This is a genomic window from Celeribacter ethanolicus (assembly GCF_001550095.1).
Taxonomy (GTDB): domain Bacteria; phylum Pseudomonadota; class Alphaproteobacteria; order Rhodobacterales; family Rhodobacteraceae; genus Celeribacter; species Celeribacter ethanolicus.
In genome coordinates this window covers 57,286-83,296 of record NZ_LRUC01000010.1, presented here as the reverse complement: position 1 = coordinate 83,296, position 26,011 = coordinate 57,286, and the positions used below count along the sequence as shown (strand labels likewise).

Genomic DNA, 26,011 nt, shown 5'->3' with positions numbered 1-26,011 from the left:
TTATGCCGTGCCTGATTTTGCGGCGGCGCGTTAGCGTTAATATAACCGGTTTTGCCGGTAGGGAAACCGGATTCGCCCTGAGGTCCGCACGGCAAAATAGCCACGATCCCTTGGATTTTGCGGCGAAACTGGGCTTCACGTCCTGTCGGAAAGGCAGTAAGCCGGAAGAATGACCGACCAAATGACTCAGCCTCCGGCCTGCGATGCCCGCCCGAACGCCCGTCACCACGGGCTCGCGCGCGTGGCGCGCCTGTCGCCCTGGTCGGTCGGGGCCTTTGTCATCGCGGCTCTGGTGCTGATGCCGCTGATCTCCGTGGTCTGGATCGCGTTCCACCCGAGCGTGAACATCTGGCCGCATCTTCTGGCCACCACCCTGCCGCGTTACATGCTGACCACGGCGCTTCTGGCCTTTGGGGTCGCGCTTCTGGCCGCCTGTGTTGGCACCGGTGCCGCCTGGCTCGTGACCATGTATCGCTTTCCCTTCTCGCGCGCGTTTGAATGGCTGTTGCTTCTGCCCTTGGCGATCCCGGCCTATGTCGGTGCCTATGCCCTGGTCGATTTTCTCGAATATGCCGGGCCGGTGCAGACCCTGATGCGCGAGCTGTTCGGCTGGCAGACCTCGCGCGATTATTGGTTCCCGGAGGTGCGTTCTCTGGGCTTTTCGATCATCGTTCTGGCCGCCGCTCTTACGCCCTATGTGTTTCTCATGACCCGCGCGGCGTTTCGCGAGCAATCCGGCTCGGTCTATGAAACCGCCCGCGCATTGGGGGCGGGGCCGTTCGAACGCTTCTGGCGCGTCGGCCTGCCGCTTGCGCGCCCGGCGATTGCGGCGGGGACTGCTATCGTGATGATGGAGACCGTGTCGGATTACGGCACGGTGAGCTATTTCTCGGTGCAGACCCTGACCACCGGGATTTTCTCGACCTGGCTCGAAGGCGGTAACGCCGGCGGTGCGGCGCAGATTGCCTCCGTGGTGCTGGTCGTCGTGTTCCTTCTGGTCGCACTGGAGAAATCTTCGCGCGGGCGGGCGCGCTATTCGCAAGGCGCGCGTCAGGCCCGACCGATTTCGCCGATCCGGCTGACGGGCTGGCAGGGGTTGCTGGCACTGGCGCTCTGTGTCGTGCCCTTCGCGGTGGGGTTCATCCTGCCCGTCGGCGTTATCCTGCACCATGCGCTGGGCGAGCTGGAGCAATGGCTGGAGCCCGGGCTTTTGCAGGCTTTGACCAACACGCTGACCGTGGCAGGTTCCGCCGCGATCCTCACGGTTATTGCCGCGCTCTTCATGGTGTACGGCGTGCGGCTCACCGGGCGCAAACTGCCGCGTCTGGTGCTGCCCTTCACCACGCTGGGCTATGCTGCGCCGGGAGCGGTGCTGGGCATCGGCATCCTGTTTCCGCTCGCCGGTCTCGATCACATTCTGGCCGACGGCATCGCGGCGCTGACCGGACGCGATCCGGGTCTTTTGATGACCGGCACGGCCTTTGCCATCGTCTTTGCCTATGTCGTGCGCTTCTTTGCCATTGCCCAAGGCGCGACCGATGCCGCTCTGGGCCGGGTGGCGCCCTCGCTGCCGATGGCGGCACGCTCGCTTGGCCAGACGCTTGGCGGCACCCTGCGCCGGGTCTATGTGCCCCTGATCCGCGGTTCGGTCGGCACGGCGCTTTTGCTGGTCTTCGTCGATTGCGTCAAGGAACTGCCCGCGACGCTGCTGCTGCGGCCGTTTAACTACAACACGCTGGCGACGCGGGTGTTCGAGAAAGCCTCGCTCGAACAGCTCGAAGCGGCCTCTCCCGCAGCCCTTCTGGTGATTTCCGTCGGGCTGGTCGCCGTGCTCCTGCTGGCCCGGTCCGAGAATGCCTCGGACCTGACGTAAGCGGTCATTAAGCAAGTTGTAACCCAATCCTGCTTTGCTCATGCCATGTTCGTGCGGAGTAAGCCGAGGGGGTCGGGCGTGTCAGATCTCTATTGAGCCTTGCGGTTGGTCTGATTTTCCGGGCCGCTGCCCTGACAGTTTCGATCGGCGGAACGTGCCGGGCCCACAGAGGCCTGATCTCCTGTATGGCGACCGCGCACCGGGCATTCGATGCCGCACGCCGTGCCGGCGGAAATCGGGTGGTACTGGAGAGGGCGCTGGCTGAAAGAACGACAAATCGCTTGCGCGTCCCTGGTTGCACGCTTAAATGGGCGCCTGAGTGCCCCTATAGCTCAGCTGGTAGAGCAACTGATTTGTAATCAGTAGGTCCGCGGTTCGAGTCCGTGTGGGGGCACCATTCTTATCAATAAAATCAATATGTTGCGCAATATTGACGCGTTCACGTTTGCTCCGTTTTGAAAAACGGAAGCAATACGGAAGCACGCGGCGGGAAGAATCTCGGCGTGGCGAGAGGGCAACGGTAGTTTTCATACCCGGCCACTTACTGGCTCCATGCGTGTGACCCAACCAAGGCTGAATCAGATGTAGTGGCACACCGCTGGACACAGCATGAAGCACAAAGCTATGCTCCAGAAGTCGCGGGCGTTGGGTTTCGTGCAGTACCATGTGACGGGCCGGGGCCCGCTTTGCAGAACGAAACGATAGCCCTGTTCGACCTGTCGATCCGGCGCTACAAAGCCCTATGAGTATCGCGTTTGCCACCGTCCAACAGTTCCTTGATGCACCGTTCGACACGGTGATCGACGTGCGTGCGCCGTCCGAGTTTGCTGAGGACCATGTGCCCGGCGCGATCAACCTGCCGGTGCTTTCGGATGTCGAACGGGCCGAGGTCGGGACGGTCTACAAACAATCGCCCTTTCTGGCGCGCAAGCTCGGTGCGGCTCTGGTGGCGCGCAACGCCGCCGATCATATCGAGGGGCCGCTGGCCGACAAGGAGGGTGGCTGGCAGCCGCTGGTCTATTGTTGGCGCGGGGGGCAGAGGTCGAATTCCTTTGCCATCATCCTGCGCCAGATCGGCTGGCGGGTGGAGGTGGTGGACGGCGGCTATAAGAGCTGGCGCAAGGCGGTGATCGGTATGTTGCACGACACGCTGCTGCCGCATCGTTTCGTGCTGATCGACGGCAACACGGGCACGGCCAAGACCGATCTGTTGCAGCGGGTGGCGGCGCGGGACGGGCAGGTGCTCGATCTCGAAGGCATTGCCAATCACCGCGGCTCGATCTTTGGCGGCATGGGGGATCAGCCGGCGCAGAAAGGCTTTGAGAGCCGGCTTGCGGCGGCGCTTGCGCGGCTCGACCCCGCGAGGCCGGTGCTGGTGGAGGCGGAAAGCTCGCGGATCGGCGAGCTGTCGGTGCCGCCCGCGCTCTGGGCGGCGATGTGTGCCGCGCCGCGCATCGAGGTGAGCGCGGAACTGGGGGTCCGGGCGCGCTATCTTGCCGAGGCCTACGCGGATCTTGTCGAAGATGCCGAGCTGATGGCGGCGCGGCTCGATCAGCTTGTTCCTTTGCAAGGCCATGCGCGGGTCGATGCCTGGCGGGAGATGGCGGCGCGGGGCGATGTTGTCGAACTGGCGGCGGCGCTCATGGCGCAGCATTACGATCCACGCTACGAGAAAGCCCGCGCCCGCCATGCGCCCGAGGTGCTGGCACATGTCGATCTCGGCGATATGAGCGTAGCCGCGCGCGAAGATGCGGCGGCGGGCATTACACGCTTTATGGAACAGCTTTAAAGCGTCACGCCTTTAATCAGAAAAAGGCAGGGCGCGTGTCAGGCTTATATCTTGTACTGCGGTCCGCCAAAATCTGTGTCTCAGTTTTTTGGCGGACCGCCTTAAGCGTCGATCGTGAGCCGCACGGGGCCTTCGGTGATTTCCCCGATCAGGGCGGCCTCGTAGCCTGCCGCCCGAAGCGCCGTCACGCATTTCTCCGCCCGCATCGGTGACAGACAGGCCAGAAGCCCACCGGCGGTTTGCGGGTCGAACAGGAGATCGGCCAGCGCCCCTTCCGGGCCCTGATATTCTGCGGTATAGGCGCGGTTCGCGGTGTAGATCGTCGAACGCATGCCTGTCATGGATTGCTCCAAAGCACCGGGCAGCAGTGGCACATCGTCGAGCCGGAGCACCGCGCCGACTTCCGAGGCGCGACAGATGCCCAAGAGATGCCCCGCCAGGCCGAAGCCGGTGACATCGGTCATCGCATGGGCATTGCCCAGAATGCGCGCCGCCTCGCCGGAACTTTGAACCATTGAGGCATAGGCGGCCTCCATGTCGCGCCCGCTGGCCTTCATCTCCATCTCTGCGGCGAGCATCACGCCGGTGCCCAGAGGTTTGGTCAGGATGAGCCGATCGCCGGGGCGGGCGCCCTTGAGTGTGATCGGCTGATCCAGCAGGCCGGTGACGGTGAAGCCGACGGAGAACTCGGATCCCATCGCGGTGTGCCCGCCGATGATCTCCGCGCCTTCCTCGGTGAAGACATCGCGCGCGGCCTGCATGATTTCCGCCAGCCAGCCCTCCTGCAACGCCGCGCTCATTTTCGGCAGGGTGACGGTCATGAGGGCTGCCTGAGGCGAGGCCCCCATGGCCCAGACATCGCCGAGCGCATGGATCGCGGTGATCCGCGTCATCAGCACCGGGTCCTCGACAAAGGCGCGCAGGTGATCGACAGAGGCCACCTGCCAGGTGTCGCCATGGGTCAGGAGGGCGGCGTCGTCGCCCGCCAGATGCAGCACGTCGCGCCGCTCTAAAGCGGGCCGCCCCTCACCGGGCTGCTCGCGCAGCACGCGGGTGAGGATGTTGCCGCCCACCTTGGCGCCGCAGGCACCGCACATCGGTTTTTTGCCCTCGACCTCTTCGCGCAGCCCCTCGGCCACCTGGGCGGGCAGGGCGGGGGGCGTCATTGGGGTCAGTTCCTTGAGTTTCTCCATGAATTTTCGGTCGATCCGGTCTTTCCAGCGCCACATCAGCGGGCCGGAGGTGACAAGCCCCGCCTTGTTGGCGAGGGCGGATTGGCCGCCCAGAGAGATCAGCTTGAGATAGTCCTTTTGCGGCTTGTAAGGGCGCAGGCGCCCCCCGGGGCCTTCGCTCAGGCAGGCGCGCAGGTTGTCGAACAGCACGGGTGCCTCGCGCACCGCATAGACGCCCGCCTTGGGGCGCGGATCGAAGGCGAGATGCGCGCAATCTCCGGCGGCGAAAATGCGCGGATCGGAGGATTGCAGCGTCGGGCCGACGGTGACGAAGCCGTCGTGCAGATCGAGACCGGAGTCGGCGAGCCAGTCATAGGGACGCGCGCCTGCCGCGCCGAGGGTGAAGAAGCTGCCGAGCGCACTGCCGTCGGTGAAACTGACCCGATCGGCTTCGATCCGGGCAACCTCGGCTTGCGGGCGCAAGGTGACGCGCAAATCGGCGAGGGTTTTGAGCAGGCGGTGCCGGGTCGGCGCGCGCATCTCGGAAAGGATTTCGCCCCGGTCGATGAGCGTGATCTCCATCTGCGGCAGATCGCCCAGACGATGCGCCATGGCCGCGGCGAGTTCCGCGCCCGCGACCCCGCCCCCGATCACCGCCATATGGGGCAGGACCTCACCCTGACGCGCGGCGGTCTGAAACGCGTCCCACCGGGTCGCAAAGCGCTCGAGCGGTTTGGCTGGCACGCCGTAATCGGCAAACCCGTCCAGATCGGGCATGGCGGAGGTGATGCCGATGTCGATGGAGGCATAATCGTAGCGGATCGGCGGGTGGCCTTCGACATGCACCAGACGGGCGTCGCGGTCGATCCCGGTGGCCCGACCGAGGAGCACCCGCGCACCAGCAAAACGCGCCAGTCGCACCAGATCGAGCTCCAACTCTTCGCGTTGGTAATGTTTGGCCACAAACCCCGGCAACATGCCGGAATAGGCCGCCACCGCGCCCGGGTTGATCACCGTCACGCGCACGCCGGGAAGGGGCTTCATCCCCCAGCGTTTCAGGATCAGCGCATGGCTGTGTCCGCCGCCGATCAGGACCAGTTCTCGGGTGAGGGGAAGCTCATGCATCTCTCGGCTCCGTATCGGGCAATGTCCTGCGAAACCTGCCGCGAAGCGTGCGGCTTGGCAAGGGCGCTGGACGCCGCAGGGTCAACGTGTCAACATCCGGTCATGACAAGCGAACCCTCTCAAATCAATGAACTGCGGGCCCGGGCGCGCGAGATTTTCCTCGAAGGTGTGGCGGCGGCCGATCCCGGTCAGGCCGTCGAGGCGGCCCTTGCCGGGCAGAGCTTCGAGCAGCCGATCATCATCGCGGTGGGCAAGGCGGCGCGGAGCATGGCGGAAGCGGCCATGCGCCAGGTCAGGGCGCGCACGGTCATCGTTGTCACGAATTACGAAAACGCCAGCCCCCTTGCGGGGGCGGAGGTGCTGGCCGCGGGTCATCCGGTGCCGGATGCCGAGGGCGCGCGCGCCGCGCTTCGGGTCGAGGAGGCGCTGTCGCATGCGACGGGCGATGTTCTTGCGCTGATTTCGGGCGGCGGTTCCGCGCTTTTGCCCGCGCCGGTGGCGGGGGTGTCCTTGGAGGACAAGGCGGAGGTCAACCGGCTTTTGCTGGCCTCGGGCGCGGACATTGTGACGATGAACCTCGTGCGGCAACAGTTGTCCCGGCTCAAGGGTGGCGGTTTGCTCAGGGCGGCGGCGCCTGCGAAGGTCACGGCGCTTTTGCTGTCGGATGTGGTGTCGGACGATCTGCGGGCGATTGCGTCCGGGCCGACCGTTTCGCCCATCGGCACGCGGGCCGAAGCGGCAGCGGTGTTGATCGACCTCGGACTTTGGGACAGGCTGCCCGCGTCGGTGACGACCTACCTGTCACAGCCGCAACCCGATCTCGGTCCCTTGCCGGAGAGTTCCTCCACACTCATCGGGTCGAACAAGATTTCGGTCGCGGCCATGGCGCGCGCGGCGGGGGGCGGGGCCAGCCATGGGGTGCATGTCTTCCCGATGCCGCTTGAGGGCGATGTCGCCGAGGCGGCCAGGATTATCGTCGATTGTGCCAAAGGCTCGGGCGAGCGCGGCGTGTTTCTATTCGGTGGCGAGACCACGGTGAAACTGACGGGCGACGGGCTTGGTGGGCGCAATCAGGAGCTTGCTCTGCGGGTGGCGGTGCTGGCCGAAGCGGCGGGGCTTGGGGATTACGTTTTTCTCTCGGGCGGCACCGACGGGCGCGATGGTCCGACCGATGCGGCGGGCGGTCTGGTCGATCCCGGCACGCTCGACCGGATGCGGGAGGCGGGTCTGGACCCGCAGGAGGTGCTTGCGCGCAACGACAGTTACCGTGGGCTCAAAGCCGCCGGAGACCTGTTACAGATCGGCGCCACGGGAACGAATGTCGCCGATCTTCAGGTGCTGATCCTGGGCTGAGCGAGCACTGTTTCCTTTGCTGCCCAAAATACTCAAACTCTAGCGCGCGAAGGAAAACCCGTAGATCAACTGGCGCAGGCCGAGGGCTGCGCCAGCGACGATGGCGGCGATGGTCACCGGGGCGGAATAGGTCAGGAGCGAGAAGGCGGAAAGCCCTTGGCCGACGGTGCAGCCAAAAGCCAGAACGGCCCCCACGCCCATGAAAGACGCGCCCAAAATCTGGCGCTTCAACTCGCGCGGGTCTTCGCAGGCTTCCCAGCGGAAATGTCCCTTGATCAGGGAGCCGATGGCCGCGCCGGCAAGCACGCCGATGACCGAGCCGACGCCAAATCCGGGAGAGAGGGCCGAGGAGCTCATGAGGTAGAAGAGCGTGTCGCCGATCGGGGCGGCGAAGCTGTGCGAGGTGACGGGGGTGGCCTCGAATGTGGCTTCCGACAGCCATGCGGTGCCGGCCCAGCCGGAAACAATCGCCAGCCCGACAGCGCCGCCCCAGAGGATGAGTTTCGGCTTGGCGCGAAAGGCGCGTGAGGAAAGCGCAAGGGCGAGCATTGCGAGACCCGCGACGATCCCGCTGGGGACGACGGGCAGGCCGAGGCTCTGGCCAAGCGCATGTGCGAAACCGGGCAGGGAGCCTTCGGCGGGCATGGGCGGGAAGAGCGTGACCCGCAGATGTGCCAGCGGCCCGTTCAGCGTGACATAGGTGGCAAGCCCCATCACCAGAACGATGACGAAATTGCGCAGATCGCCGCCGCCGAGACGCGCCAGCGCGCCAAACCCGCAATTGCCCGCCAGAGCCATGCCATAACCGAACAGAAGCCCGCCACCGATGGAGGCGAGCGGATACCATCTGAGGCCGAGATAGGCGGTTTGCGACGGATCGAACAGGCCGAACCCGATCAGGGTAAAGGTGCCCAGGAGCGCCACGCCCAGAGCCACGCCCCATTGCCGGGCGCGCAGGTCGGAGCCTTGGTAAAGCGCATCCTCGATGGCGCCCATGGAGCAGAACCGCCCCAGTCTGGCGGCAAGGCCAAGGACCAGCCCGCCGCACATCCCGATGAGGGCCGCAAGCAGCCCCGGATCAACACTGTCGAGCATGTCTCCTCCCTAATGCCCGTCCTATGCCCGTCGTTTATGCGCCCGTCGCTTTGATCCTCCCGATCTGCGCGGGACATGTCGTCAGGCGTCGCTTTTGAGCGCCGCCTTTTTCGGGCCACCATCGACGGAACAGAACATGTCGTAGATCACTTCGAGAATGCGTTTCGGTCGGTCGTCGGTCAAGGAATAGTAGATCGCCTTGCCCTCACGGCGGGGCGTCACCAGGCCTTCGAGACGCAGCCGGGCGAGCTGTTGGCTCACCGCGGCCTGACGTGCCGACAAAAGCTCTTCGAGCTCGGTGACGGATTTCTCGCCGGTCACCAGATGACACAGGATCATCAACCGCCCCTCATGCGACAGGGCTTTCAAAAGCTGCGACGCATCGCAGGCGCTCGACATCATCACATCCATGTCCTCGTCGGACATGTTCTCCGTAATGATTGGCAAAGGCGAATTCACTTTGTCCACCTCATGTGTCCTCGAAGAGTTGTTTGGGTCCTTAAAACGCGATGTCGTCCATGATGGCGTCGATGCCCGCCTGAGCGCAGTCCGCATCAAGGTCGGGGCCTGGGGCGCCGGAAACACCGATGCCGGCCACTATAGAGCCTGACGCTTCAATCACAAGACCGCCTCCGAGGGCGAGAGGTTCGGACAGTTCGCGAATGCCCGCCATCATCTCGCCCGGCGCGGTCAGCTCACCGAGGCTGAGCGTGTCGGTGCGAAAGGAGACGGCGGTCCAGGCCTTGCGCCTTGCGGTCTCGAAGACGTGCAAACCGGCGTAGCGGTCGCGCACATAGGCCTGCGGGATGCCGAAGCGATCGACCACCATGACGCCGACCTGATAGCCGGCCTCGCGACAGCTTTCCATCGCGGCCACGGCGGCGCGTTGGGCGTATTCCGGTTTCAGCACCTGAAAGGTGACAAAAGCGTCGTCTTCCTGGGCAAGCGCGGGCACGGCCATGATGCTGGCGCAGAAACCTGCGTGCAAGGCCATGGTTTTAAATGATTTCATTGTTTCCTCCCTTGGTGTGATCTCAGTTTCCGGCGCGGTCTCCCTCCACGTCGGTTGCGTCTTTGAGGCTCTCGTCCGGCGCTGCGAAATCGGAGTGATCGCGCAGCAGCATGGTGAGCATGGTCCAGAACATTTCGTCGCCCGCATAGCCTTCGATCCGGCCCTGCTCGACGCCCTCGTCGACCAGAATGAAGGTCGGTGTGAAGATCACGGGCCCCTTGAAATCGAGGTCGTCGGGACGGGGCGCACGCAGGTCGACGCGGCGCAGCGGCGCATAATCGCCCTCCGGGGTTTTCGGATAGATCGGGGCGATTTCCGCATTCCAGCGGGCGCAATAAGCACAGCCGTCCTGCTCCACCATCACCAGTTCCATGGCGGCGGCAGGGGAGGCAACGCAGAGAATCACTCCGAGCGAAAGGGCGGCAAAGGCCAAAATTCTTGTCAACATATGTATACCGATTGACGGGTGCGACATATTCAACCTAATTTGAATATGTGAATGGCACAAGTCGCGGATCAACCGCGGTGCGGGGTTGAGGAGCCTCGTCGGGTCAAACCGGCCAGTCGCACTGGGAGGATTATATGCTCGACGTAACGTTTCTATCGGCCCTTCTGGGCGGGTTGGTGGTGTTTTTCTCACCCTGTATCCTGCCCATCGTGCCGTTCTACCTGTCCTACATGGCCGGAACCTCGATGGCGGAGATCAATGCCGAAGGCGAATTGGCGCCGGGCGCGCGCAAGCGGGCAGTGATCTCGTCGGTGATGTTCTCGCTGGGGATCATCACGGTCTTCGTCCTCCTGGGGGCGGCGGCGTTTTCGCTCAGCCAGGCGTTTCGCAGTCATCAGGACATTTTCCGCATCGGCTCCGCCGCTCTGGTGTTCATCCTCGGGTTGCATTTCCTTGGCGTGATCCGCATCGGCTTTCTCAATCGCCAGTTCCAGATGCAAGCGGGCGACACGGCCAATATGAATGTCTGGTCGTCTTATCTTGTGGGGCTGGCCTTTGCCGCCGGGTGGACGCCCTGCGTGGGCGGTGTGCTCGTGGGCGTAGTGATGCTGGCGTCGAATGAGGCCACCGCATTGCGCGGGCTGATGATGATGGTGGTTTTCGGCATCGGCATGACCGCGCCTTTCGTGGTGGCGGCCTTCTTCATCAAGCCCTTCCTGAAATTCGCCGCCAAATTCCGCCGCCACCTGCCGAAGGTGGAAAAGCTGATGGGGGTGTTCCTGATCCTCTTCGCGGTCCTGATCGTGACCAATTCGGTCAATGTGATCGCGGCATGGATGATCGAAACCTTCCCCTCTTTCTCGAAAATCGGATCCAACGGGAGCCTGTAAACCATGTTCAAGATTGCACGACGGACCCTTCTTTCTCTAACGCTGGCCGCCGCCGCTTTCCCCGCTTTGGCGGTGGAAATGGGCGACGACGGGCTGCACAAGACGCCGTGGCAGCGCGACACGTTCAAGGACCTGCGCGAAGATCTGGCCGAGGCCAATGCCGAAGGCAAGCGGCTTGTGGTGATGGTGGAGCAACGCGGCTGCATCTACTGCAAGAAAATGCACGAAGAGGTCTACCCGGACCCGGAGATCACCCAGATGATCGAGGAGAATTTCTTCGTCATCCAGATCAACATGTTCGGCGATGTCGAAGTGACGGATTTCGACGGCGAGACCTTGCCGGAAAAGGACATGGTGCAGAAGTGGGGGGTATTGTTCACACCGACGAATCTGTATTTCCCCGAAGAGGTGCCCGAAGGCGTCTCCGCCAAGGACGCAGCGGTCTCCACCGTGCCCGGCGCCTTCGGCAAGCTGACCACCTACAACATGATGCAATGGGTGCTCGATCACGGCTACGATGGCGATGAGCCGTTCCAGAAATACCATGCGCGTCAAGTGGTTCTGCAGCAGGAGCAGGGCAAGTTAAAGGTGAGTAACTGAAGCATCTTAGGGCGGATTCAGTTCGCCTCAAGGATGCACATGCAGCAAAATTCACTTTTTTGAATTTGTTGCTTGCGTTGCGACAAATTGGCACGCTACGGTATGCAATAAGAACAACGCAGATATGCGGCAAATGAAACAGAGTCTTTGGGAGGAGACATGAAACGCATCGCAAAACGCCTTAAGCCATTCGCCGCGCTCACGCTCGGTGTCCTTGCGTTTCCGGTCGTCGCGGCGGCGGAGATCGCACCCGGTGACGTTCAGTTCGACGATTACGGCGCGGTCGAGACCTCGCTGACCGGCTCTGCCGGCAATGCGGACGAAGGTCGCAAGATCATGACGGAAAAGTCCCTGGGCAATTGCGTTTCCTGCCATGCGGCGGAGGCCTATGCCGACGTGCCGTTCCACGGCGAGGTCGGTCCCTGGCTCGACGGCGCGGGCTCACGCTGGACCGAAGCCGAACTGCGCGGTCTGGTGGTCAATCCGAAGAAGACCTTCGAGGGCACAGTGATGCCGGCCTTCTACAAGGTCGATGGCTTCAACCGCCCGGGCGACGCCTACACCGGCAAGGCCGCGCCTGCCGATCTGCCGCCGATCCTGTCGGCCCAGCAGATCGAGGATGTGGTCGCCTATCTGATGACGCTGAAAGACGAGTGATCGTCGGCCAGCATTCCCCAAATCTCTAACGAGGAGCAAACCATGAATCTCACACGACGTGACGCACTGGCTCTCGGCCTCGGCGCGACGGCAGTGGCCCTGCTGCCCTTCCGTGCCGTGGCGGCAGCCGATGACGCCATCGCCGCTTTCACCGGGGGCGCCGAGACCGGCGAGGGTGGCATCACCCTGACCGCCCCGGAAATCGCCGAGAACGGCAACACCGTTCCGATCACCGTGGACGCTCCGGGCGCGGAAACCATCGCGGTCTTCGCCACCGGCAACCCGACCCCGGAGGTGGCGGCCTTTACCTTCGGCCCGCTCGCCGGTTCGCAAATGGCCTCCACCCGCATCCGTCTTGCTGGCACGCAGGACGTGGTCGCGATCGCGAAGATGGCAGACGGCTCGTTCGTCAAGACCGCCGCGACCGTGAAGGTCACCATCGGCGGCTGCGGCGGCTAAGCGAAGACATTTTTCAGGAGAAAACCCAATGGCATCTGGTGTCAAACCCCGCGTCAAAGTCCCCAAAACCGCCTCTGCCGGTGAGGTCATCGCCATCAAGACGCTGATCTCTCACCCGATGGAATCGGGCCAGCGCAAGGACAGCGACGGCAATGTGATCCCGCGGTCGATCATCAACCGCTTCACCTGCGAGTTCAACGGTCAGTCGGTGATCGACGTGACGCTGGAACCGTCGATCTCGACCAACCCCTATATCGAATTCGAAGCTACCGTGCCCGAGGCCGGTGAGTTCAAGTTCACCTGGTATGACGACGACGGCTCCGTCTACGAGGACGTCAAGGCGATCGACATCGCCTGACCAAGGCTCTTCGCGCGCCCTTGGAGGAGGGGGCGCGCGTAAACCCCAGGGAGGAGAGAAACGCATGAAACTGAAGAACACGCTTCGCACCGTTCGCACCGCGGCGGCTCTGACCGCTCTGGTGCTCGCGGCCCCGGCCTTGGCCGACGAGGAGGCGGAACTGGTGATCAACGGCGAGATCGAGATCGTCACCAAGACGACGGCACCTGCGCATCTGGAGGGCCATCTCGACGAAATCCTGTCCGGTTGGCGCTTCCGCTCCGACGAGACCCAGGCGATGGAGATGGACGATTTCGACAACCCCGGCATGCTGGGCGCCGAAGCCGGGTTCGAGCAATTCGAAACGGTGATGGGCACCGAGGGCAAATCCTGTATGGATTGCCATGAGGGCGTCGACAGCCTCGCCTCCGTGCGTCCGACCTATCCGAAATGGAATGACGACAAGGAAGCGGTCTACACCATCCAGATGCAGATCAACGACTGTCTGACCGAACGGATGGGCGCCGAGAAGCAGAAATACGACAGCGTCACCATGCTGAATTTCGAAGCGGCTCTCGCCTCTGTCGCGCGTGGCACGCCGATGAATGTCGCGATCGACGGTCCGGCCCAGGCCACTTGGGAGCAGGGTAAGGAGATGTACTATACCCGCTTCGGCCAGCTCGATCTGTCCTGCGCCAACTGCCACGAGCAGAACTATGGCAACATGATCCGCGCCGACCACCTGTCGCAGGGCCAGACCAACGGCTTCCCGGTTTACCGGATCAAGGACAACAAGCTGACCGGCACTCATGGCCGGTTCAAAGGCTGTATCCGTGACACCCGCGCAGAGACCTTCTCGCCGGGCTCGCCGGAATTCGTGGCGCTGGAGCTTTACGTGGCGTCCCGTGGCAACGGCCTGTCCGTCGAGGGGCCGTCCGTCCGCAACTGATCTTTGAAGCCCCGCCGACGATGGCTCGCGCGGGGCTTTCTCTCTCCCGATATATTCAAATTCCCGCATAATTCATGGATTTGTGCGGCATCTACGGAGCTACACGCATGATTTCACGTCGTGACTTCCTTCAGGTCTCCATGGCCGCCTCCGCCCTTGTTGGCGCCTCCGGTTTTGGCAACTGGGCGCGGCTTGCGGCCCAGCAAAGCCTGACTCAGGATCAGCTTCTGGAGTTCGACACGTTTGGCAACGTCTCGCTGATCCATGTCACGGACATCCACGCCCAGCTCAAACCGATCTATTTCCGGGAGCCGGAGATCAACATCGGCGTGGGCGGCAACAAGGGCGCGGTGCCGCATATCACGGGGGCGGATTTCCGCAAGCTCTACGGCATCGAAGACAATTCGCCCACGGCCTATGCGCTGAGCTACAACGATTTTGCAGCACTCGGCAAAGCTTACGGCAAGGTCGGGGGCCTCGACCGCGTGGCCACCGTGATCAATTCGATCCGCGCTGCGCGGCCCGATGCGCTTTTGCTCGATGGCGGCGACACATGGCACGGCTCCTACACCTGCTACCACACGGCGGGGCAGGATATGGTCAATGTGATGAACGCGCTGAAACCCGATGCGATGACCTTCCACTGGGAATTCACGCTTGGCTCCGAGCGCGTGCGCGAAGTCGTGGCCGATCTGCCGTTTGCGGCTCTGGGCGCGAATATTTTCGACGCCGAATGGGACGAACCGGCGGAGGATTTCGAGCCTTACAAATTCTTTGAGCGTGGCGGCGTGAAGATCGCCGTCATCGGTCAGGCCTTCCCCTATATGCCCATCGCCAACCCCGGCTGGATGTTCCCGGAATACTCTTTCGGCATTCGCACCGAGCGGATGCAGGAAGTGGTCGACGAGGTGCGCGGCATGGGCGCGGAGCTGGTCGTGCTGCTGTCGCACAACGGCTTCGACGTGGACAAGAAAATGGCGAGCCTCGTCAAGGGCATCGACGTCGTGCTCTCCGGCCACACCCATGATGCGCTGCCGGAGCCGGTTCTGGTCGGCGAGACGATCATCATCGCGTCCGGGTCCAACGGCAAATTCGTCTCTCGCGTCGATCTGGACGTGCGCGACGGTCGCATGATGGGCTTCCGCCATAAACTCATCCCGATCTTCTCCGACGTGATCGAGCCGGACAAAGAGGTGTCCGCCCTGATCAATGAGCAGCGCGCGCCCTATGAAGAGGCGATGTCCGAGGTGATCGGCGAGACCGATAGCGTGCTCTACCGTCGCGGCAATTTCAACGGCACTTGGGACGATCTGATCTGTGACGCGCTTCTGAGTGAGCGCGAGGCGGATATCGCGATGTCGCCGGGTGTGCGTTGGGGGCCGTCGCTGCTTCCGGGAGACAAGATCACCCGCGAAGACATCTGGAACGCCACCTCGATGACCTATGGCAAGGCCTACCGCAGCGAGATGACCGGCGAGTTCATCCATACGATTATGGAAGACGTGGCCGACAACATCTTCAACCCCGACCCCTATTACCAGCAGGGCGGCGACATGGTGCGGATGGGCGGTCTTGGCTACCGCATCGATATCACCAAGCCGCAAGGCGAGCGGATTTCGGAGCTGACGCTGCTCAAGACCGGCGAGCTGCTGGACCCGGCGAAAAACTATGTCGTCGCGGGCTGGGCTTCGGTCAACGAGGGCACCGAGGGGCCGCAGATCTGGGACGTGGTCGAAGATCACATCCGCAAACAGGGCGTGGTTCACGTCGAACCGAACACCTCCGTCAAGGTCATCGGCGCCTGAGCGCCGGGGCCTCGCCACATGAAATCGCACAGAAACGCATAAGAGGGAGACACGAGAGATGAGTGACACCCAGAACGGACAAAGCCGACGCGCCTTCCTGCGCGGGGCGGCGGCCACCGGGGTCGGACTGGCCGCGAGCAAGGCCGCTGCCCAAGACGGTCCCGATCCGCTGATCACCGAGAAACAGGACTGGGCCATGTCCACGGGTGCGGGCGTGGATGAAACGCCCTATGGCCTGCCGATCAAATACGAGGGCGATGTCATTCGCCGCAACGTGCCCTGGCTGACGGCCGATCCGATTTCCTCGATCAACTTTACGCCGATCCATGCGCTCGACGGGACGATCACGCCGCAGGGCTGTGCTTTCGAGCGACACCACTCCGGTGCGATTGAGCTCAAGAAAGAAGATTATCGTTTGATGATCAACGGCTTGGTCGATACGCCTTTGGTCTTTAGCTATGAAGATCTCGAACGCTTCCCGCGGGTGAACAAGACGTTCTTCCTCGAATGCGCGGCCAACACGGGTATGGAATGGGCGGGGGCGCAGTTGAATGGCGCGCAGTTCACCCATGGCATGATCCACAACATGGAATACACCGGCGTCACGCTGCGCACGCTTCTCGAAGAGGCGGGGCTTGGGGCTGCGGGCGATCTCAAGGACAAATGGGTCTATGTCGAGGGCGCGGATGCGTCGTCGAACGGGCGCTCGATCCCGATGGAAAAGGCGCTCGATGATTGCATGATCGCGTTCAAGGCCAATGGTGAAGCGCTGCGCATGGAGCATGGCTATCCGGTGCGTCTGGTCGTGCCCGGTTGGGAAGGCAACATGTGGGTGAAATGGCTGCGCCGCATCGAAGTCACCGCGCAGGCCATTCAGTCGCGTGAGGAAACCTCGAAATACACCGACACGCTCGCGGACGGCACCTCGCGCAAATGGACCTGGGTCATGGATGCGAAATCCGTGGTGACCTCGCCCAGCCCGCAATCGCCGATCAAGCACGGCAAAGGCCCGCTGGTGATCACGGGGCTTGCGTGGTCCGGGCGGGGCGCCATCACCGGCGTTGATGTTTCGATGGACGGCGGCAAGACCTGGCAGAAGGCGCGGCTTGCCAATGAGGGCCAGTCGATGGCGCTCACCCGCTTCTATCTCGACACCACATGGGATGGCGAAGAGATGCTGCTCCAGTCGCGCGCCCATGACGACACGGGCTATGTTCAGCCGACCAAAGCGCAACTGCGCGACGTGCGCGGCGAGAACTCCGTCTATCACAACAACTGTATCCAGACCTGGCATGTCAAAACGAACGGGGAGGCGGAAAATGTCGAAGTTTCTTCCTAAACTGATCCTCACAACCGCCCTCTCCGCCGCGCTGGCGATGCCGGCTTTCGCGGAAAAACTCGGCCTTGGCCGCGCAGCTCTGCCCGAAGAAATCGCGGCGTGGAACCACGATATTTCCCCCAATGGCGAGGGTTTGCCCATCGGCTCCGGCTCGGTCGAAGACGGTGAGATGATTTTTTCCGAGAACTGTGCCGTCTGTCATGGCGAGTTCGCGGAAGGCGTCGACAACTGGCCGAAACTGGCGGGGGGCGACGGCACGCTGGCGGACAAGGACCCGTTGAAGACCATCGGCTCTTACTGGCCGTATCTCTCGACCGTCTACGATTATGTCCGCCGCTCCATGCCCTTCGGCAATGCGCAGACCATGTCCGACGACGACGTCTATGCGATCACCGCCTATCTGCTCTACTCGAACTATATCGTGGACGACGATTTCGTGCTGTCGAACGAGAACTTCCTTGAGGTGGAGATGCCGAACGCCGGGGGCTTTGTCGTCGATGATCGCCCGGAAACGGAATACACCATCTTCACCGAGGCGAATGCCTGTTACGAGAACTGCAAGGACACGGTCGAGATCACCAAACGCGCGACCGTTCTTGACGTGACGCCGGAGGAAGCGGGCGCGGAAACCGTGACCGAAGCCGCCTCCGTCGTCGAGAAGGCTGTCGAGACGCCTGCGGTCGAAGAGGCCACGGCGGAGCCCGCCGCGGAACAGGCGCCCGTTGAGATGGCGACGATGTCCTTCGATCCGGAGCTGGCCGGGAAAGGCGAGAAGGTCTTCAAGAAATGCGCCGCCTGTCACCAGGTCGGTGAGGGGGCCAAGAACAAGACCGGTCCGGTGCTCAATGGTGTGGTCGGGGCCCCGATCACCCATATCGAAGGGTTCAAATATTCCAAGGACTTCACGGATGCCCATGCCGAGGGCTTCATCTGGACCGAGGAGAACCTGACCGCATATCTGCACAAGCCGAAGGCGATGTTCCCGAAGACCAAGATGACCTTCGCCGGGCTGAAAAAGGACGAAGAGATTGCCGCGGTGATCGAATATCTCAAATCCGTGTCGCAGTAAGACATCCTGCGCGAACAGGGGGGCGGCATCCGAACTGGGTGCCGCCCCTTTTCCATGGTATCATCGGAAAAACAGGGAGGATTTCTCATGAACACCAAAGCTTTGGCGGTGCTTTTGGCACTCGCGACCGGCGCAGGTTTCGGCGCGCCGGTTCTGGCGAACGATCAGGCGATCACCTTCGATTATGACGGCACGTTCGAGGACGCGGCTTTTGCCGTCGAGGATGCGATCATCTCGAAGGGCCTGGTGATCGACTACCGTAGCCACACCGGCGAGATGCTGGAGCGGACCCGCGAGGATGTCGGTTCCGACGTCGTGTTGTTCGATGCGGCGGATGTGTTCCTGTTCTGCTCGGCCACCGTGTCGCGGCAGGTGATGGAGGCCGATCCGATGAACATCGTGCATTGCCCCTATTCGATCTTCGTGGCGGATCGGGCGGGCAAGGTCACCATCGGTTTCCGCGATTACCCCGAGGGGCCGATGCAGGCGGTCGAGGATTTGCTGACAGAGATTGTGGAAGAGGCGACAAGCTTTTAAGAAGACCCCTTGAAGCAAAGGGGCACAGGATGGATTGGATCGACCGTTTTTCCGGTCTGGCGGCGTTGGAGCCGAAGGTGCGCGAGCGCCTCGTGAGCCAGTCGCAGATCGTGCACCTGCCGGAAAACACGGTGCTGTTCGGGCCGGGCAAAAGCCCGGAGAACCTTCTCATGCTGCTCGAAGGCACTGTGCGGGTGCAGCAGACCACCGAGGGCGGGCGCGAGATCGTGCTCTATCGGGTGCATGCCGGGGAAAGCTGTGTGCTGACCACCGCCTGCCTTCTGGCCTATGAGGATTACAGCGCCGAGGGCATTGCCGAGACGGAGGTGGAGGCGGTTGCCATTCCGCGCCGGGTGTTCGACGATCTGGTGGCGCGCTCCCGGAGTTTCCGCAATTTCGTGTTTTCCGCCTATTCGCGGCGGATCACCGACCTGTTCCATGTGATTGAGGAAATCGCCTTTCAAAAGGTCGATATTCGTCTGGCGCAAAAACTTCTCGGATTGTCACGGGGCGCGGGGGAGTTGAAGGCGACGCACGCGCAACTGGCGGCGGAACTGGGCACTGCGCGGGAGGTGATTTCCCGTCAGCTTCAGGAATTCCAGCGCCGCGGATGGGTGAAAACCGCCCGCGGCGTGGTCTATCTCACCGATCGCGAAGCGCTCGATGCGCTGGCGCATTCGGGGTGACGATCATTTCTTGCAGGTGTTGATCCCGAAGATCGAATAGAGCGGGCAGGAGGAGATCAGCCCGGTCACCAGCGGGATGATCCCGATCAGGTAGAGCCAGCGCAGCGAAGCTTCGGTGTTCAGGAAGAACCCGAGGATGAGGGCAAGGCCGATCACGATGCGCAGGATGCGGTCAAGGCCGCCGACGTTCTTTTTCAACATGGAACTCTCCAGTGAGTCTTGGTTAACCAAGAACCACGCTACTGCGACGTCAGGCGTCTGTCTGTAACAAACTCACATCCGTCATATATGTTGACGGATGTGCTGCAGGACCGTGAGAGACGAGCGAATATTGAAATAAGACAAGAAAAGGCGAGCTTTCATGTGAAAGCCCGCCTGAATGTTCGATTTATGAAGGTTTGGATCAGTCCATCGCCTTGAAGTTCAGCGCCACACCATCCTTGATACCGGAGAACCAGCGTGAGGTGACCTTTTTGGTCTTGGTGTAGAACTTGAACGCGTCCGGCCCGTATTGGTCGAGATCGCCGAAGGCCGATTTTTTCCAGCCGCCGAAGGAATAATAGGACAGCGGCACCGGGATCGGGAAGTTGACGCCGACCATGCCGACATTCACACGCGCCACGAAGTCGCGCGCGGTGTCACCATCGGCGGTGTAGATCGCCGTGCCGTTGCCGTAATCGTTGTCGATGATGAGCTGAAGCGCCTCTTCATAGGTCTCCATGCGGACTTGGCTCAGGACCGGGCCAAAGATCTCTTCCTTGTAGATGTCCATCTCCGGGGTGACGTCATCGAACAGGGTCGGGCCGACGAAATAGCCGTTCTCATAGCCCTGAATGCTCATGCCACGCCCATCGGTCACAAGCGTCGCACCCTGGTCCACGCCGGAGGTGATCAGGCTTTCGATGCGCGCTTTCGCCTGCGCGGTGATGACGGGGCCGTAATCGGTGTCGTCACCGGCGGTATAGGGCGCGACCTTGAGTTTCTCGATCTTGGGAACGAGTTTCTCGATCAGCTTGTCGGCGGTTTCCTTGCCGACCGGTACCGCCACGGAGACGGCCATGCAGCGTTCGCCAGCGGCGCCGAAACCCGCGCCGACCAGCGCGTCGGCGGCCTTGTCGAGATCGGCGTCCGGCATGATAATCATGTGGTTTTTCGCACCACCGAAACACTGCGCGCGCTTGCCGTTGGTGGCCGCACGGCCGTAGATATATTGCGCGATCGGGGTGGAGCCGACAAAACCCACGGCCTGAATCACCTCATTGTCGAGGATCGCGTCGACCGTTTCCTTGTCACCATGGACGACCTGCAACACGCCCGCGGGCACACCGGCTTCGGTGGCCAGCTCGGCGAGCATCAGAGAGGTCATCGGCGTGCGTTCGGAGGGTTTCAGGATCATGGCGTTGCCGGAGACCAGCGCCGGGCCCATTTTCCACAGCGGGATCATCGCCGGGAAGTTGAATGGCGTGATGCCCGCAACGACGCCAAGCGGCTGGCGGATGGCGTAAAGGTCGATGCCAGGGCCAGCGTCGCCGGTGAATTCGCCCTTGAGCATCGCAGGCGCGCCCATGCAGACCTCGATCACTTCAAGCCCACGCTGAATGTCGCCCTTCGCGTCCGGCAACGTCTTGCCATGCTCGCGGGACAGGCATTCGGCCAGCGCGTCCATGTTGTCCTCGATCAGGCGACCGAATTTCATCATTACGCGCGCACGGCGCTGCGGGTTGACCCTGGCCCATTCGACCTGCGCCACTGCGGCTTTCGCGACGGCATCGTCCAGCTCGGCGGGCGTTGCGAGCGGCACCTTGGCGATGGCTTCACCAGTGGCCGGGTTGCGCACTTCTGAGAAACGGCCGGAGGTGCCAGCGACGTATGCACCGTTGATGTAATGTTTGAGCTCTTGCATGGGGTCCTCCATCTGACTTGTCTTAAAGTTAGTCTTGCGGAAATGGGTTCAAAAGGGCGAAGATTTCAAAAATATTTTGCGTTTTTGCAAAATGAAGGGAGCCAAGATGAACTGGGATGATCTGCGGGTGTTTCTGGCTGTGGCGCGGACCGAAAGCCTCTCGGGGGCGGGACGGCAATTGAAGATCGACCCGGCGACGGTGGGGCGACGGATTTCCCGGCTGGAAGAGGGGCTTGGCGTCACGCTTTTTGCGAAATCGCCGCAGGGCTATGAACTGACCCGTGACGGCGGGCGGCTGCTGGCTCATGCGGAGGCGGCGGAACAGGCCGTGACACTCGGTGCCGAAACTCTTTCGGAAGAGGGCGAGGCGGGTCTCAAGGGCGTGATCCGCATCGGTGCGCCGGATGGCTGCGCCAACTATGTTCTGCCCCGCGTGATTGCGCGAATCGCTCGGGAACACCCGGATCTGGAAATGCAGGTCATCGCCCAGCCCCGGCTTTTCAACCTGTCGAAGCGCGAGGTGGATCTTGTGGTGAGCGTGTCCGCGCCGACGTCGGGGCGGCTGTTGGTGCAGAAGATCACCGATTACCATCTGTCGCTCGCGGGCATGCGCCCCTACCTGCGTCGACATCCGGCAATCGGTGCTCTCGGGGACCTCGGGGCGCACAAGATGGTTGGCTATGTGCCCGATCTGATTTTCGACAAGGAACTCGACTATCTTGAGGAAATCGGCGTGAATCGGGTGGATTACACGTCGAATTCGGTTTCCGTGCAGCTCAACATGATCCGTGCCGAGCTGGGTCTCGGCATCGTGCACGATTTCTGTCTGCCCTATGTTCCACGTATGCGCAGAGTCCTGCCGGAGCTTGTGCGGCTCAAACGTGCCTTCTGGCTGGTGCGACATGCCGACGACCGCAAGGTCGAACGGCTGTCGCGGTTCTGCGAGATTTTCACCCGGCAGATGCGGGAGGTGGTCGAGAAACTCGAAGCCGAGGCTTGACAGATTGTCGCACCCCGGGAGAGGCTGAGGGAAGGGAGACAAGGGAGAGGGCTGCACCTGCGGCAGCCAATTGATAAAAAGGGAGGAACCATGCTCGTTGGACAAATTTTGAAAGCCAAGGCGATTGCGGAAACCGTGACCATTCGGCCGGACATGACGGTGGGGGAGGCGACGGAGCTTTTGTCGTCCCGCCGGATCGGGGCGGTGATCGTCGCCTCCGACCCGAAACGCCCCGAAGGCATCCTGTCGGAGCGTGACATCGTGCGCGAACTGGGTCGGACCGGAGCCGAGGTGCTGACCCACAAGGTGGCGGATTTCATGACGCGCAAGCTGGTGAGCTGCCGCGCGGACGATACCGCGCTTGCTGTGCTGGAGCGGATGAGCGCGGGACGGTTCCGTCACATGCCGGTGATGGATGGCGAGGAGATGATCGGCCTTGTGTCGATTGGCGATGTGGTCCAGGCGCGGCTCGATCAGCTCGCCATGGAGAACACCGCGCTCGAAGGCATGATCATGGGGCATTGAGCCGATCCGTGCCGGGAGAAATGCCGGGCGACAAGGAAATTATCATGGGTGACGGGGCGTTCGCGCCCCAATCCTCTTGATTTCGCACCTGCAATATTGTTGCGTGCGCCAGAGGAAGAGGAGGAAGACCCCATGCGTATCGGCTTGTATCCCGGCACTTTCGACCCGGTGACCCATGGACATGGCGACATCATCCGACGAGCCTGTGCGCTTGTCGACCGGCTCGTCATCGGTGTGGCCATCAACCGCGACAAGGGGCCCTTGTTTACTCTCGACGAGCGTGTCGAGATGCTTCAGGACTACACGGCGGGGTTTTCAGCTGACACCGGATGCGAGATCGTGGTGCACCCGTTCGAGAACCTCCTGATCCAATGCGCCCGAGATGTGAACGCCTCGATCATCATTCGCGGGCTGCGCGCCGTGGCGGATTTCGAATATGAATATCAGATGGTCGGCATGAACCGCGCGCTCGACAACAAGATCGAGACCGTGTTCCTGATGGCCGATGCGCGGCATCAGGCGATCGCGTCGAAACTCGTCAAGGAAATCGCCCGTCTCGATGGCGAGATCTCCAAATTCGTGTCGCCCGAAGTGGAAGCGCGGCTACTGGCCAAGTTTGGTCGCTGAGCCCGCGTCTCGCTGAACAGAGCCAGACATGAAAAAAGCCCCTTCGCGGGGGCCTTCTCATACGCGGGCGCGGGGAAGCGTCAGCCGTAGATCGCGTCATGCGCCAGTTGGCGGGCGCGGGCGGCGTCGATGTCCAGATCGGCCTTGACCTTGTCGGAGAGACCGTCAAGCTCGGCCAGAGTGCGGCGATAGGCGACCCGTTTGCGGGCGGCGGTGGCGAGGGAAGCAAGCGTTTTCATGATGCCGGTCCTTTCAGGGCGTAAGCGTTTCGATAGCCCTGATATGCACCCGTTTTAGCGCTAACACCAATGCCGGTTCGCCAAGCTCGATATGCGGCTTGTGCATGGGTTCTGCGCGAAACGCATTTCTATTTTGCAATATGTCTTGAAGTCGGCGGCGGAGGCCGAAGGCCGGTTCAGAATGCCGGAATGATCCCGATTGCGACAAACCCCTTGAGCACGGCGTCGACGGCGACGGCAGCGAGAACCATGCCCATGACGCGCGAGACGATGGCCGCGCCGGTTTCCCCGATGACACGCAGGATGGGCTGGGCGGCGATCAGGATCAGAAGGGTGATCAGCAGAACGACCACCATGATCGAGGCGGTCATCGCCTGATGCGCCATGGAAAACCGGTCGTTATCGGTCAGCATCACCACCGCCAGCATCGCGCCGGGGGAGGCGATGGAGGGCATGGCCAGGGGGAACACCGCCACACGCCGGGCCTGGGTCTGTTGATCCCTTTGCGGCTTCTCGACCTGCGCGGCTTCATGCGAGGGTTTGCCGTCGCCGAAGATCATCGTCAGCGCAAAGAGGAACAGCACCAGCCCGCCAGCGATCTGAAAGGACGGGAGGCCGAGGCCCAAAGCCTCAAGCACCACCTGTCCCAGAAGGATGAAGGCCAGCAGGATGAAAAACGCGATGATCACGGCACGGGCGGCGGCCATGCGTGCGAGATGCGGCGACAGGCCCGCTGTGCCCGCGATGAAGACGGGCAGGGTGCCGATCGGGTCGATGACGACCCAGAGGGTGATGAATTCGCTGAGGATGGTCGAGAGGCTGGGCATGGAACCTGTGACTGCACGCTGGGAGGAGAGGCTTCGGGATCAGATAACATGCGCTTTGCCGGGAACAAGCCTCTTAAGGTGTGGGGGTACAGAAAAACGCCCCGGAGGGGGCTCCGGGGCGTTCATCCCCCGTTCGCGCGGGATAAACGTTTTTCGCGATGCCTCATTCAGGTTTTGCGAAACGCTTTGATGGCGTTTCATGCGCGAGGCTCTTGCGTGCGGCGGGGCTTTCACCCCGCCGGATCGCTTCAGAGGAATTTCGCCATCGCGACGGCGGTGTCGCCCATACGGTTCGAGAACCCCCATTCGTTGTCGTACCAGGTCAGGATACGGCACATGGTGCCTTCCATGACTTTGGTCTGATCGGTGTGGAAGATCGAGCTGTGCGGATCGTGGTTGAAATCCGAAGACACGAGCTTGCGGTCGGTGTAGCCGAGAATGCCTTTGAGCGGACCGTTTGCGGCGGCGCGGATTTTCTCGTTGATTTCTTCCACGGTGGTTTCGCGGGCTGCCTCGAAGGTCAGGTCGACGACCGAGACGTTCGGGGTCGGCACGCGGATCGCGACACCGTCGAGCTTGCCGGCCAGTTCCGGGAGCACGAGCCCCACGGCCTTGGCGGCCCCGGTCGAGGTCGGGATCATCGAAAGCGCGGCGGCGCGGGCGCGATACAGGTCCTTGTGCATCGTGTCGAGCGTCGGCTGGTCGCCGGTGTAGGAGTGGATCGTGGTCATGAAGCCTTTCACGATACCGATCTCGTCATTGAGCACCTTGGCGACCGGCGAGAGGCAGTTGGTGGTGCAGGAGGCGTTCGAGACGATGATGTCATCGGCGGTCAGCACGTCGTCGTTCACACCGAAGACTACGGTCTTGTCGGCACCTGCGGCGGGGGCGGAGACCAGAACGCGCTTGGAGCCGTTCTTAAGATGCAGGGCGGCCTTTTCCTTGGCAGTGAAAATGCCGGTGCATTCCAGCGCGATGTCGACATCGCCCCAGGGCAGCTCTTCCGGATTGCGGATGGCGGTCACCTTGATCGGGCCGCGACCGGCGTCGATCGTGTCTTCGGTGAATTTCACCTCGGACGGGAACCGGCCATGCACCGAGTCGAATTGCAGCAGGTGCGCGTTGGTTTCCACCGGCCCCAGATCGTTGATCGCCACCACCTCGATATCGGTCCGACCCGATTCGACAATGGCGCGCAGCACATTGCGCCCGATCCGACCAAATCCGTTAATTGCGACTTTCACGGCCATAACAGCACCTCCTTGACGCTTTGGCTGATGGGACCCAGTCCCATCTCAAGTGATCCGCAAGGAGACCCGCCCCTTGCGCAAATATGTATAATGTGACCTCACCGGCCCCATGACAGCGATCAGCGCCAGAATGCGATCCAATGAATCAGCCGGAGCCATTCCCGGGCCAGAAACAAGGATCCTGCGCCCCCGGTCAGCCCGAAATCGAGGCCGAGCGCGATCAAAATCACGATGGCGAGGCCCAGGGCAATCTGATTGGTCATATTCTCGCGCTAACGTCTGTCTTGGGGGCACAATGCGACAGGGGTGTGAAGAAAAAAAGGGGGGTTATCAAAAAAAACAAAATTGAGCCCGTAAGATAGCTTACGGGGCTCATGTCTCTGCCGAAAAAAGTGACAGGACGGGGGCTCCTCTTCCCCCGCCCCGAAGGGCGTCTGGTCTGGCC

General features: G+C 62.2%; 28 protein-coding genes and 1 tRNA gene. 18 read left to right on the top strand and 11 right to left on the bottom strand.

Translation table 11 applies throughout. The annotated features are described in order from the left end of the window. Window positions 1–169 precede the first annotated feature (169 nt). From NH195_RS04800 to mnmH, 3 genes are all read left to right on the top strand, one after another. Window positions 170–1,873, top strand: coding sequence for an ABC transporter permease (locus tag NH195_RS04800; protein WP_238379696.1), 1,704 nt, complete (start codon window positions 170–172; stop codon window positions 1,871–1,873). A gap of 321 nt (window positions 1,874–2,194) precedes the next feature. Then, a tRNA-Thr gene (locus NH195_RS04795) sits at window positions 2,195–2,270 on the top strand. Window positions 2,271–2,615: 345 nt separating this feature from the next. After that, the gene (gene mnmH / locus NH195_RS04790) at window positions 2,616–3,662 is read left to right on the top strand and encodes a tRNA 2-selenouridine(34) synthase MnmH (protein ID WP_066703934.1); all 1,047 of its coding nucleotides are present in this window, start codon (window positions 2,616–2,618) and stop codon (window positions 3,660–3,662) included. Between the two features lie 101 nt (window positions 3,663–3,763). On the opposite strand, the gene selD is transcribed toward mnmH, so the two are convergent. Then, entirely contained in the window at window positions 3,764–5,959 is a 2,196-nt protein-coding gene (gene selD / locus NH195_RS04785) for a selenide, water dikinase SelD (protein WP_066703932.1), read from the bottom strand. Between the two features lie 102 nt (window positions 5,960–6,061). On the opposite strand from selD, the gene NH195_RS04780 reads away from it, so the two are divergent. Continuing rightward, window positions 6,062–7,312: a glycerate kinase type-2 family protein gene (locus tag NH195_RS04780; protein ID WP_066703929.1), complete on the top strand. Its 1,251-nt coding sequence runs from the start codon at window positions 6,062–6,064 to the stop codon at window positions 7,310–7,312. Window positions 7,313–7,351: 39 nt separating this feature from the next. Here NH195_RS04780 and NH195_RS04775 read toward each other — a convergent pair whose 3' ends face one another. The 4 genes from NH195_RS04775 to NH195_RS04760 form a co-directional block, all read right to left on the bottom strand. Further along, complete coding sequence (locus NH195_RS04775; protein WP_066703926.1) at window positions 7,352–8,407, bottom strand: YeeE/YedE family protein; 1,056 nt, start codon at window positions 8,405–8,407, stop codon at window positions 7,352–7,354. Between the two features lie 81 nt (window positions 8,408–8,488). Further along, a complete protein-coding gene (locus NH195_RS04770) occupies window positions 8,489–8,833 on the bottom strand; it encodes an ArsR/SmtB family transcription factor (protein ID WP_066704472.1) in 345 nt (114 codons plus the stop codon). Window positions 8,834–8,906: 73 nt separating this feature from the next. Continuing rightward, window positions 8,907–9,419 (bottom strand): GlcG/HbpS family heme-binding protein, encoded by a 513-nt coding sequence (locus tag NH195_RS04765; RefSeq protein WP_066703923.1) that lies wholly within the window; start codon window positions 9,417–9,419, stop codon window positions 8,907–8,909. A gap of 22 nt (window positions 9,420–9,441) precedes the next feature. Then, window positions 9,442–9,852 (bottom strand): hypothetical protein, encoded by a 411-nt coding sequence (locus NH195_RS04760; RefSeq protein ID WP_338012177.1) that lies wholly within the window; start codon window positions 9,850–9,852, stop codon window positions 9,442–9,444. Window positions 9,853–10,001: 149 nt separating this feature from the next. Here NH195_RS04760 and NH195_RS04755 point away from each other — a divergent pair, with 149 nt between their 5' ends. From NH195_RS04755 to NH195_RS04705, 11 genes are all read left to right on the top strand, one after another. Further along, the gene (locus NH195_RS04755; RefSeq protein WP_066703917.1) at window positions 10,002–10,757 is read left to right on the top strand and encodes a cytochrome c biogenesis CcdA family protein; all 756 of its coding nucleotides are present in this window, start codon (window positions 10,002–10,004) and stop codon (window positions 10,755–10,757) included. 3 nt (window positions 10,758–10,760) lie between these two features. After that, window positions 10,761–11,357 carry a thioredoxin family protein gene (locus NH195_RS04750; protein ID WP_066703914.1) on the top strand — a complete coding sequence of 199 codons (597 nt, stop codon included), beginning with the start codon at window positions 10,761–10,763 and terminating at the stop codon, window positions 11,355–11,357. 159 nt (window positions 11,358–11,516) lie between these two features. Next, window positions 11,517–12,014 carry a sulfur oxidation c-type cytochrome SoxX gene (gene soxX, locus NH195_RS04745; protein ID WP_066703911.1) on the top strand — a complete coding sequence of 166 codons (498 nt, stop codon included), beginning with the start codon at window positions 11,517–11,519 and terminating at the stop codon, window positions 12,012–12,014. 42 nt (window positions 12,015–12,056) lie between these two features. After that, a complete protein-coding gene (soxY, locus tag NH195_RS04740) occupies window positions 12,057–12,473 on the top strand; it encodes a thiosulfate oxidation carrier protein SoxY (RefSeq protein WP_066703904.1) in 417 nt (138 codons plus the stop codon). Window positions 12,474–12,501: 28 nt separating this feature from the next. Continuing rightward, the gene (gene soxZ / locus NH195_RS04735) at window positions 12,502–12,831 is read left to right on the top strand and encodes a thiosulfate oxidation carrier complex protein SoxZ (RefSeq protein ID WP_066703901.1); all 330 of its coding nucleotides are present in this window, start codon (window positions 12,502–12,504) and stop codon (window positions 12,829–12,831) included. A gap of 64 nt (window positions 12,832–12,895) precedes the next feature. Continuing rightward, complete coding sequence (soxA, locus tag NH195_RS04730) at window positions 12,896–13,759, top strand: sulfur oxidation c-type cytochrome SoxA (RefSeq protein WP_096805424.1); 864 nt, start codon at window positions 12,896–12,898, stop codon at window positions 13,757–13,759. A 107-nt stretch (window positions 13,760–13,866) separates the two neighbouring features. Next, a complete protein-coding gene (gene soxB / locus NH195_RS04725; protein ID WP_066703899.1) occupies window positions 13,867–15,564 on the top strand; it encodes a thiosulfohydrolase SoxB in 1,698 nt (565 codons plus the stop codon). A 58-nt stretch (window positions 15,565–15,622) separates the two neighbouring features. Beyond that, complete coding sequence (gene soxC / locus NH195_RS04720) at window positions 15,623–16,903, top strand: sulfite dehydrogenase (RefSeq protein WP_066703895.1); 1,281 nt, start codon at window positions 15,623–15,625, stop codon at window positions 16,901–16,903. Continuing rightward, window positions 16,884–17,972 carry a c-type cytochrome gene (locus NH195_RS04715; RefSeq protein WP_066703892.1) on the top strand — a complete coding sequence of 363 codons (1,089 nt, stop codon included), beginning with the start codon at window positions 16,884–16,886 and terminating at the stop codon, window positions 17,970–17,972. The genes soxC and NH195_RS04715 overlap by 20 nt, the downstream gene beginning before the upstream one ends. Before the next feature lie 87 nt (window positions 17,973–18,059). Then, window positions 18,060–18,509: a DUF302 domain-containing protein gene (locus NH195_RS04710; protein ID WP_066703889.1), complete on the top strand. Its 450-nt coding sequence runs from the start codon at window positions 18,060–18,062 to the stop codon at window positions 18,507–18,509. Between the two features lie 29 nt (window positions 18,510–18,538). Then, window positions 18,539–19,195: a Crp/Fnr family transcriptional regulator gene (locus NH195_RS04705; protein WP_066703887.1), complete on the top strand. Its 657-nt coding sequence runs from the start codon at window positions 18,539–18,541 to the stop codon at window positions 19,193–19,195. Window positions 19,196–19,198: 3 nt separating this feature from the next. Here the strand turns inward: NH195_RS04705 and NH195_RS04700 are convergent, their stop codons facing one another. After that, on the bottom strand, window positions 19,199–19,396 hold the full coding sequence (locus NH195_RS04700; protein WP_066703884.1) for a YgaP family membrane protein: 198 nt from the start codon (window positions 19,394–19,396) through the stop codon (window positions 19,199–19,201). A 202-nt stretch (window positions 19,397–19,598) separates the two neighbouring features. Continuing rightward, window positions 19,599–21,098 carry a CoA-acylating methylmalonate-semialdehyde dehydrogenase gene (locus tag NH195_RS04695; protein ID WP_066703882.1) on the bottom strand — a complete coding sequence of 500 codons (1,500 nt, stop codon included), beginning with the start codon at window positions 21,096–21,098 and terminating at the stop codon, window positions 19,599–19,601. A 106-nt stretch (window positions 21,099–21,204) separates the two neighbouring features. Between NH195_RS04695 and NH195_RS04690 the strand changes: the two genes are divergently transcribed. The 3 genes from NH195_RS04690 to coaD all read left to right on the top strand — a co-directional run bounded on the left by NH195_RS04690 (window position 21,205) and on the right by coaD (window position 23,250). Then, window positions 21,205–22,098, top strand: a complete 894-nt coding sequence (locus tag NH195_RS04690) for a LysR family transcriptional regulator (protein WP_066704468.1) — start codon at window positions 21,205–21,207, stop codon at window positions 22,096–22,098. 90 nt (window positions 22,099–22,188) lie between these two features. Then, entirely contained in the window at window positions 22,189–22,623 is a 435-nt protein-coding gene (locus NH195_RS04685) for a CBS domain-containing protein (protein WP_066703878.1), read from the top strand. A 132-nt stretch (window positions 22,624–22,755) separates the two neighbouring features. Then, complete coding sequence (gene coaD / locus NH195_RS04680) at window positions 22,756–23,250, top strand: pantetheine-phosphate adenylyltransferase (RefSeq protein WP_066703875.1); 495 nt, start codon at window positions 22,756–22,758, stop codon at window positions 23,248–23,250. Between the two features lie 80 nt (window positions 23,251–23,330). Here the strand turns inward: coaD and NH195_RS21090 are convergent, their stop codons facing one another. From NH195_RS21090 to NH195_RS21520, 4 genes are all read right to left on the bottom strand, one after another. After that, window positions 23,331–23,489: a hypothetical protein gene (locus NH195_RS21090; protein WP_155846076.1), complete on the bottom strand. Its 159-nt coding sequence runs from the start codon at window positions 23,487–23,489 to the stop codon at window positions 23,331–23,333. Between the two features lie 176 nt (window positions 23,490–23,665). Then, on the bottom strand, window positions 23,666–24,316 hold the full coding sequence (locus NH195_RS04675) for a MarC family protein (protein WP_066703872.1): 651 nt from the start codon (window positions 24,314–24,316) through the stop codon (window positions 23,666–23,668). Window positions 24,317–24,564: 248 nt separating this feature from the next. After that, on the bottom strand, window positions 24,565–25,566 hold the full coding sequence (gene gap, locus NH195_RS04670) for a type I glyceraldehyde-3-phosphate dehydrogenase (protein WP_066703869.1): 1,002 nt from the start codon (window positions 25,564–25,566) through the stop codon (window positions 24,565–24,567). Between the two features lie 119 nt (window positions 25,567–25,685). Next, window positions 25,686–25,829 carry a hypothetical protein gene (locus tag NH195_RS21520; protein ID WP_096805418.1) on the bottom strand — a complete coding sequence of 48 codons (144 nt, stop codon included), beginning with the start codon at window positions 25,827–25,829 and terminating at the stop codon, window positions 25,686–25,688. Window positions 25,830–26,011 lie beyond the last annotated feature (182 nt).

What these genes read in the sequence shown, in the direction of transcription:
- NH195_RS04800 (WP_238379696.1), top strand. Translation starts at nt 170, where the DNA reads ATGACCGACCAAATGACTCAGCCTCCGGCCTGCGATGCCCGCCCGAAC.
- mnmH (WP_066703934.1), top strand. Translation starts at nt 2,616, where the DNA reads ATGAGTATCGCGTTTGCCACCGTCCAACAGTTCCTTGATGCACCGTTC.
- selD (WP_066703932.1), bottom strand. Translation starts at nt 5,959, where the DNA reads ATGCATGAGCTTCCCCTCACCCGAGAACTGGTCCTGATCGGCGGCGGA.
- NH195_RS04780 (WP_066703929.1), top strand. Translation starts at nt 6,062, where the DNA reads ATGACAAGCGAACCCTCTCAAATCAATGAACTGCGGGCCCGGGCGCGC.
- NH195_RS04775 (WP_066703926.1), bottom strand. Translation starts at nt 8,407, where the DNA reads ATGCTCGACAGTGTTGATCCGGGGCTGCTTGCGGCCCTCATCGGGATG.
- NH195_RS04770 (WP_066704472.1), bottom strand. Translation starts at nt 8,833, where the DNA reads ATGTCCGACGAGGACATGGATGTGATGATGTCGAGCGCCTGCGATGCG.
- NH195_RS04765 (WP_066703923.1), bottom strand. Translation starts at nt 9,419, where the DNA reads ATGAAATCATTTAAAACCATGGCCTTGCACGCAGGTTTCTGCGCCAGC.
- NH195_RS04755 (WP_066703917.1), top strand. Translation starts at nt 10,002, where the DNA reads ATGCTCGACGTAACGTTTCTATCGGCCCTTCTGGGCGGGTTGGTGGTG.
- NH195_RS04750 (WP_066703914.1), top strand. Translation starts at nt 10,761, where the DNA reads ATGTTCAAGATTGCACGACGGACCCTTCTTTCTCTAACGCTGGCCGCC.
- soxX (WP_066703911.1), top strand. Translation starts at nt 11,517, where the DNA reads ATGAAACGCATCGCAAAACGCCTTAAGCCATTCGCCGCGCTCACGCTC.
- soxY (WP_066703904.1), top strand. Translation starts at nt 12,057, where the DNA reads ATGAATCTCACACGACGTGACGCACTGGCTCTCGGCCTCGGCGCGACG.
- soxZ (WP_066703901.1), top strand. Translation starts at nt 12,502, where the DNA reads ATGGCATCTGGTGTCAAACCCCGCGTCAAAGTCCCCAAAACCGCCTCT.
- soxA (WP_096805424.1), top strand. Translation starts at nt 12,896, where the DNA reads ATGAAACTGAAGAACACGCTTCGCACCGTTCGCACCGCGGCGGCTCTG.
- soxB (WP_066703899.1), top strand. Translation starts at nt 13,867, where the DNA reads ATGATTTCACGTCGTGACTTCCTTCAGGTCTCCATGGCCGCCTCCGCC.
- soxC (WP_066703895.1), top strand. Translation starts at nt 15,623, where the DNA reads ATGAGTGACACCCAGAACGGACAAAGCCGACGCGCCTTCCTGCGCGGG.
- NH195_RS04715 (WP_066703892.1), top strand. Translation starts at nt 16,884, where the DNA reads ATGTCGAAGTTTCTTCCTAAACTGATCCTCACAACCGCCCTCTCCGCC.
- NH195_RS04710 (WP_066703889.1), top strand. Translation starts at nt 18,060, where the DNA reads ATGAACACCAAAGCTTTGGCGGTGCTTTTGGCACTCGCGACCGGCGCA.
- NH195_RS04705 (WP_066703887.1), top strand. Translation starts at nt 18,539, where the DNA reads ATGGATTGGATCGACCGTTTTTCCGGTCTGGCGGCGTTGGAGCCGAAG.
- NH195_RS04700 (WP_066703884.1), bottom strand. Translation starts at nt 19,396, where the DNA reads ATGTTGAAAAAGAACGTCGGCGGCCTTGACCGCATCCTGCGCATCGTG.
- NH195_RS04695 (WP_066703882.1), bottom strand. Translation starts at nt 21,098, where the DNA reads ATGCAAGAGCTCAAACATTACATCAACGGTGCATACGTCGCTGGCACC.
- NH195_RS04690 (WP_066704468.1), top strand. Translation starts at nt 21,205, where the DNA reads ATGAACTGGGATGATCTGCGGGTGTTTCTGGCTGTGGCGCGGACCGAA.
- NH195_RS04685 (WP_066703878.1), top strand. Translation starts at nt 22,189, where the DNA reads ATGCTCGTTGGACAAATTTTGAAAGCCAAGGCGATTGCGGAAACCGTG.
- coaD (WP_066703875.1), top strand. Translation starts at nt 22,756, where the DNA reads ATGCGTATCGGCTTGTATCCCGGCACTTTCGACCCGGTGACCCATGGA.
- NH195_RS21090 (WP_155846076.1), bottom strand. Translation starts at nt 23,489, where the DNA reads ATGAAAACGCTTGCTTCCCTCGCCACCGCCGCCCGCAAACGGGTCGCC.
- NH195_RS04675 (WP_066703872.1), bottom strand. Translation starts at nt 24,316, where the DNA reads ATGCCCAGCCTCTCGACCATCCTCAGCGAATTCATCACCCTCTGGGTC.
- gap (WP_066703869.1), bottom strand. Translation starts at nt 25,566, where the DNA reads ATGGCCGTGAAAGTCGCAATTAACGGATTTGGTCGGATCGGGCGCAAT.
- NH195_RS21520 (WP_096805418.1), bottom strand. Translation starts at nt 25,829, where the DNA reads ATGACCAATCAGATTGCCCTGGGCCTCGCCATCGTGATTTTGATCGCG.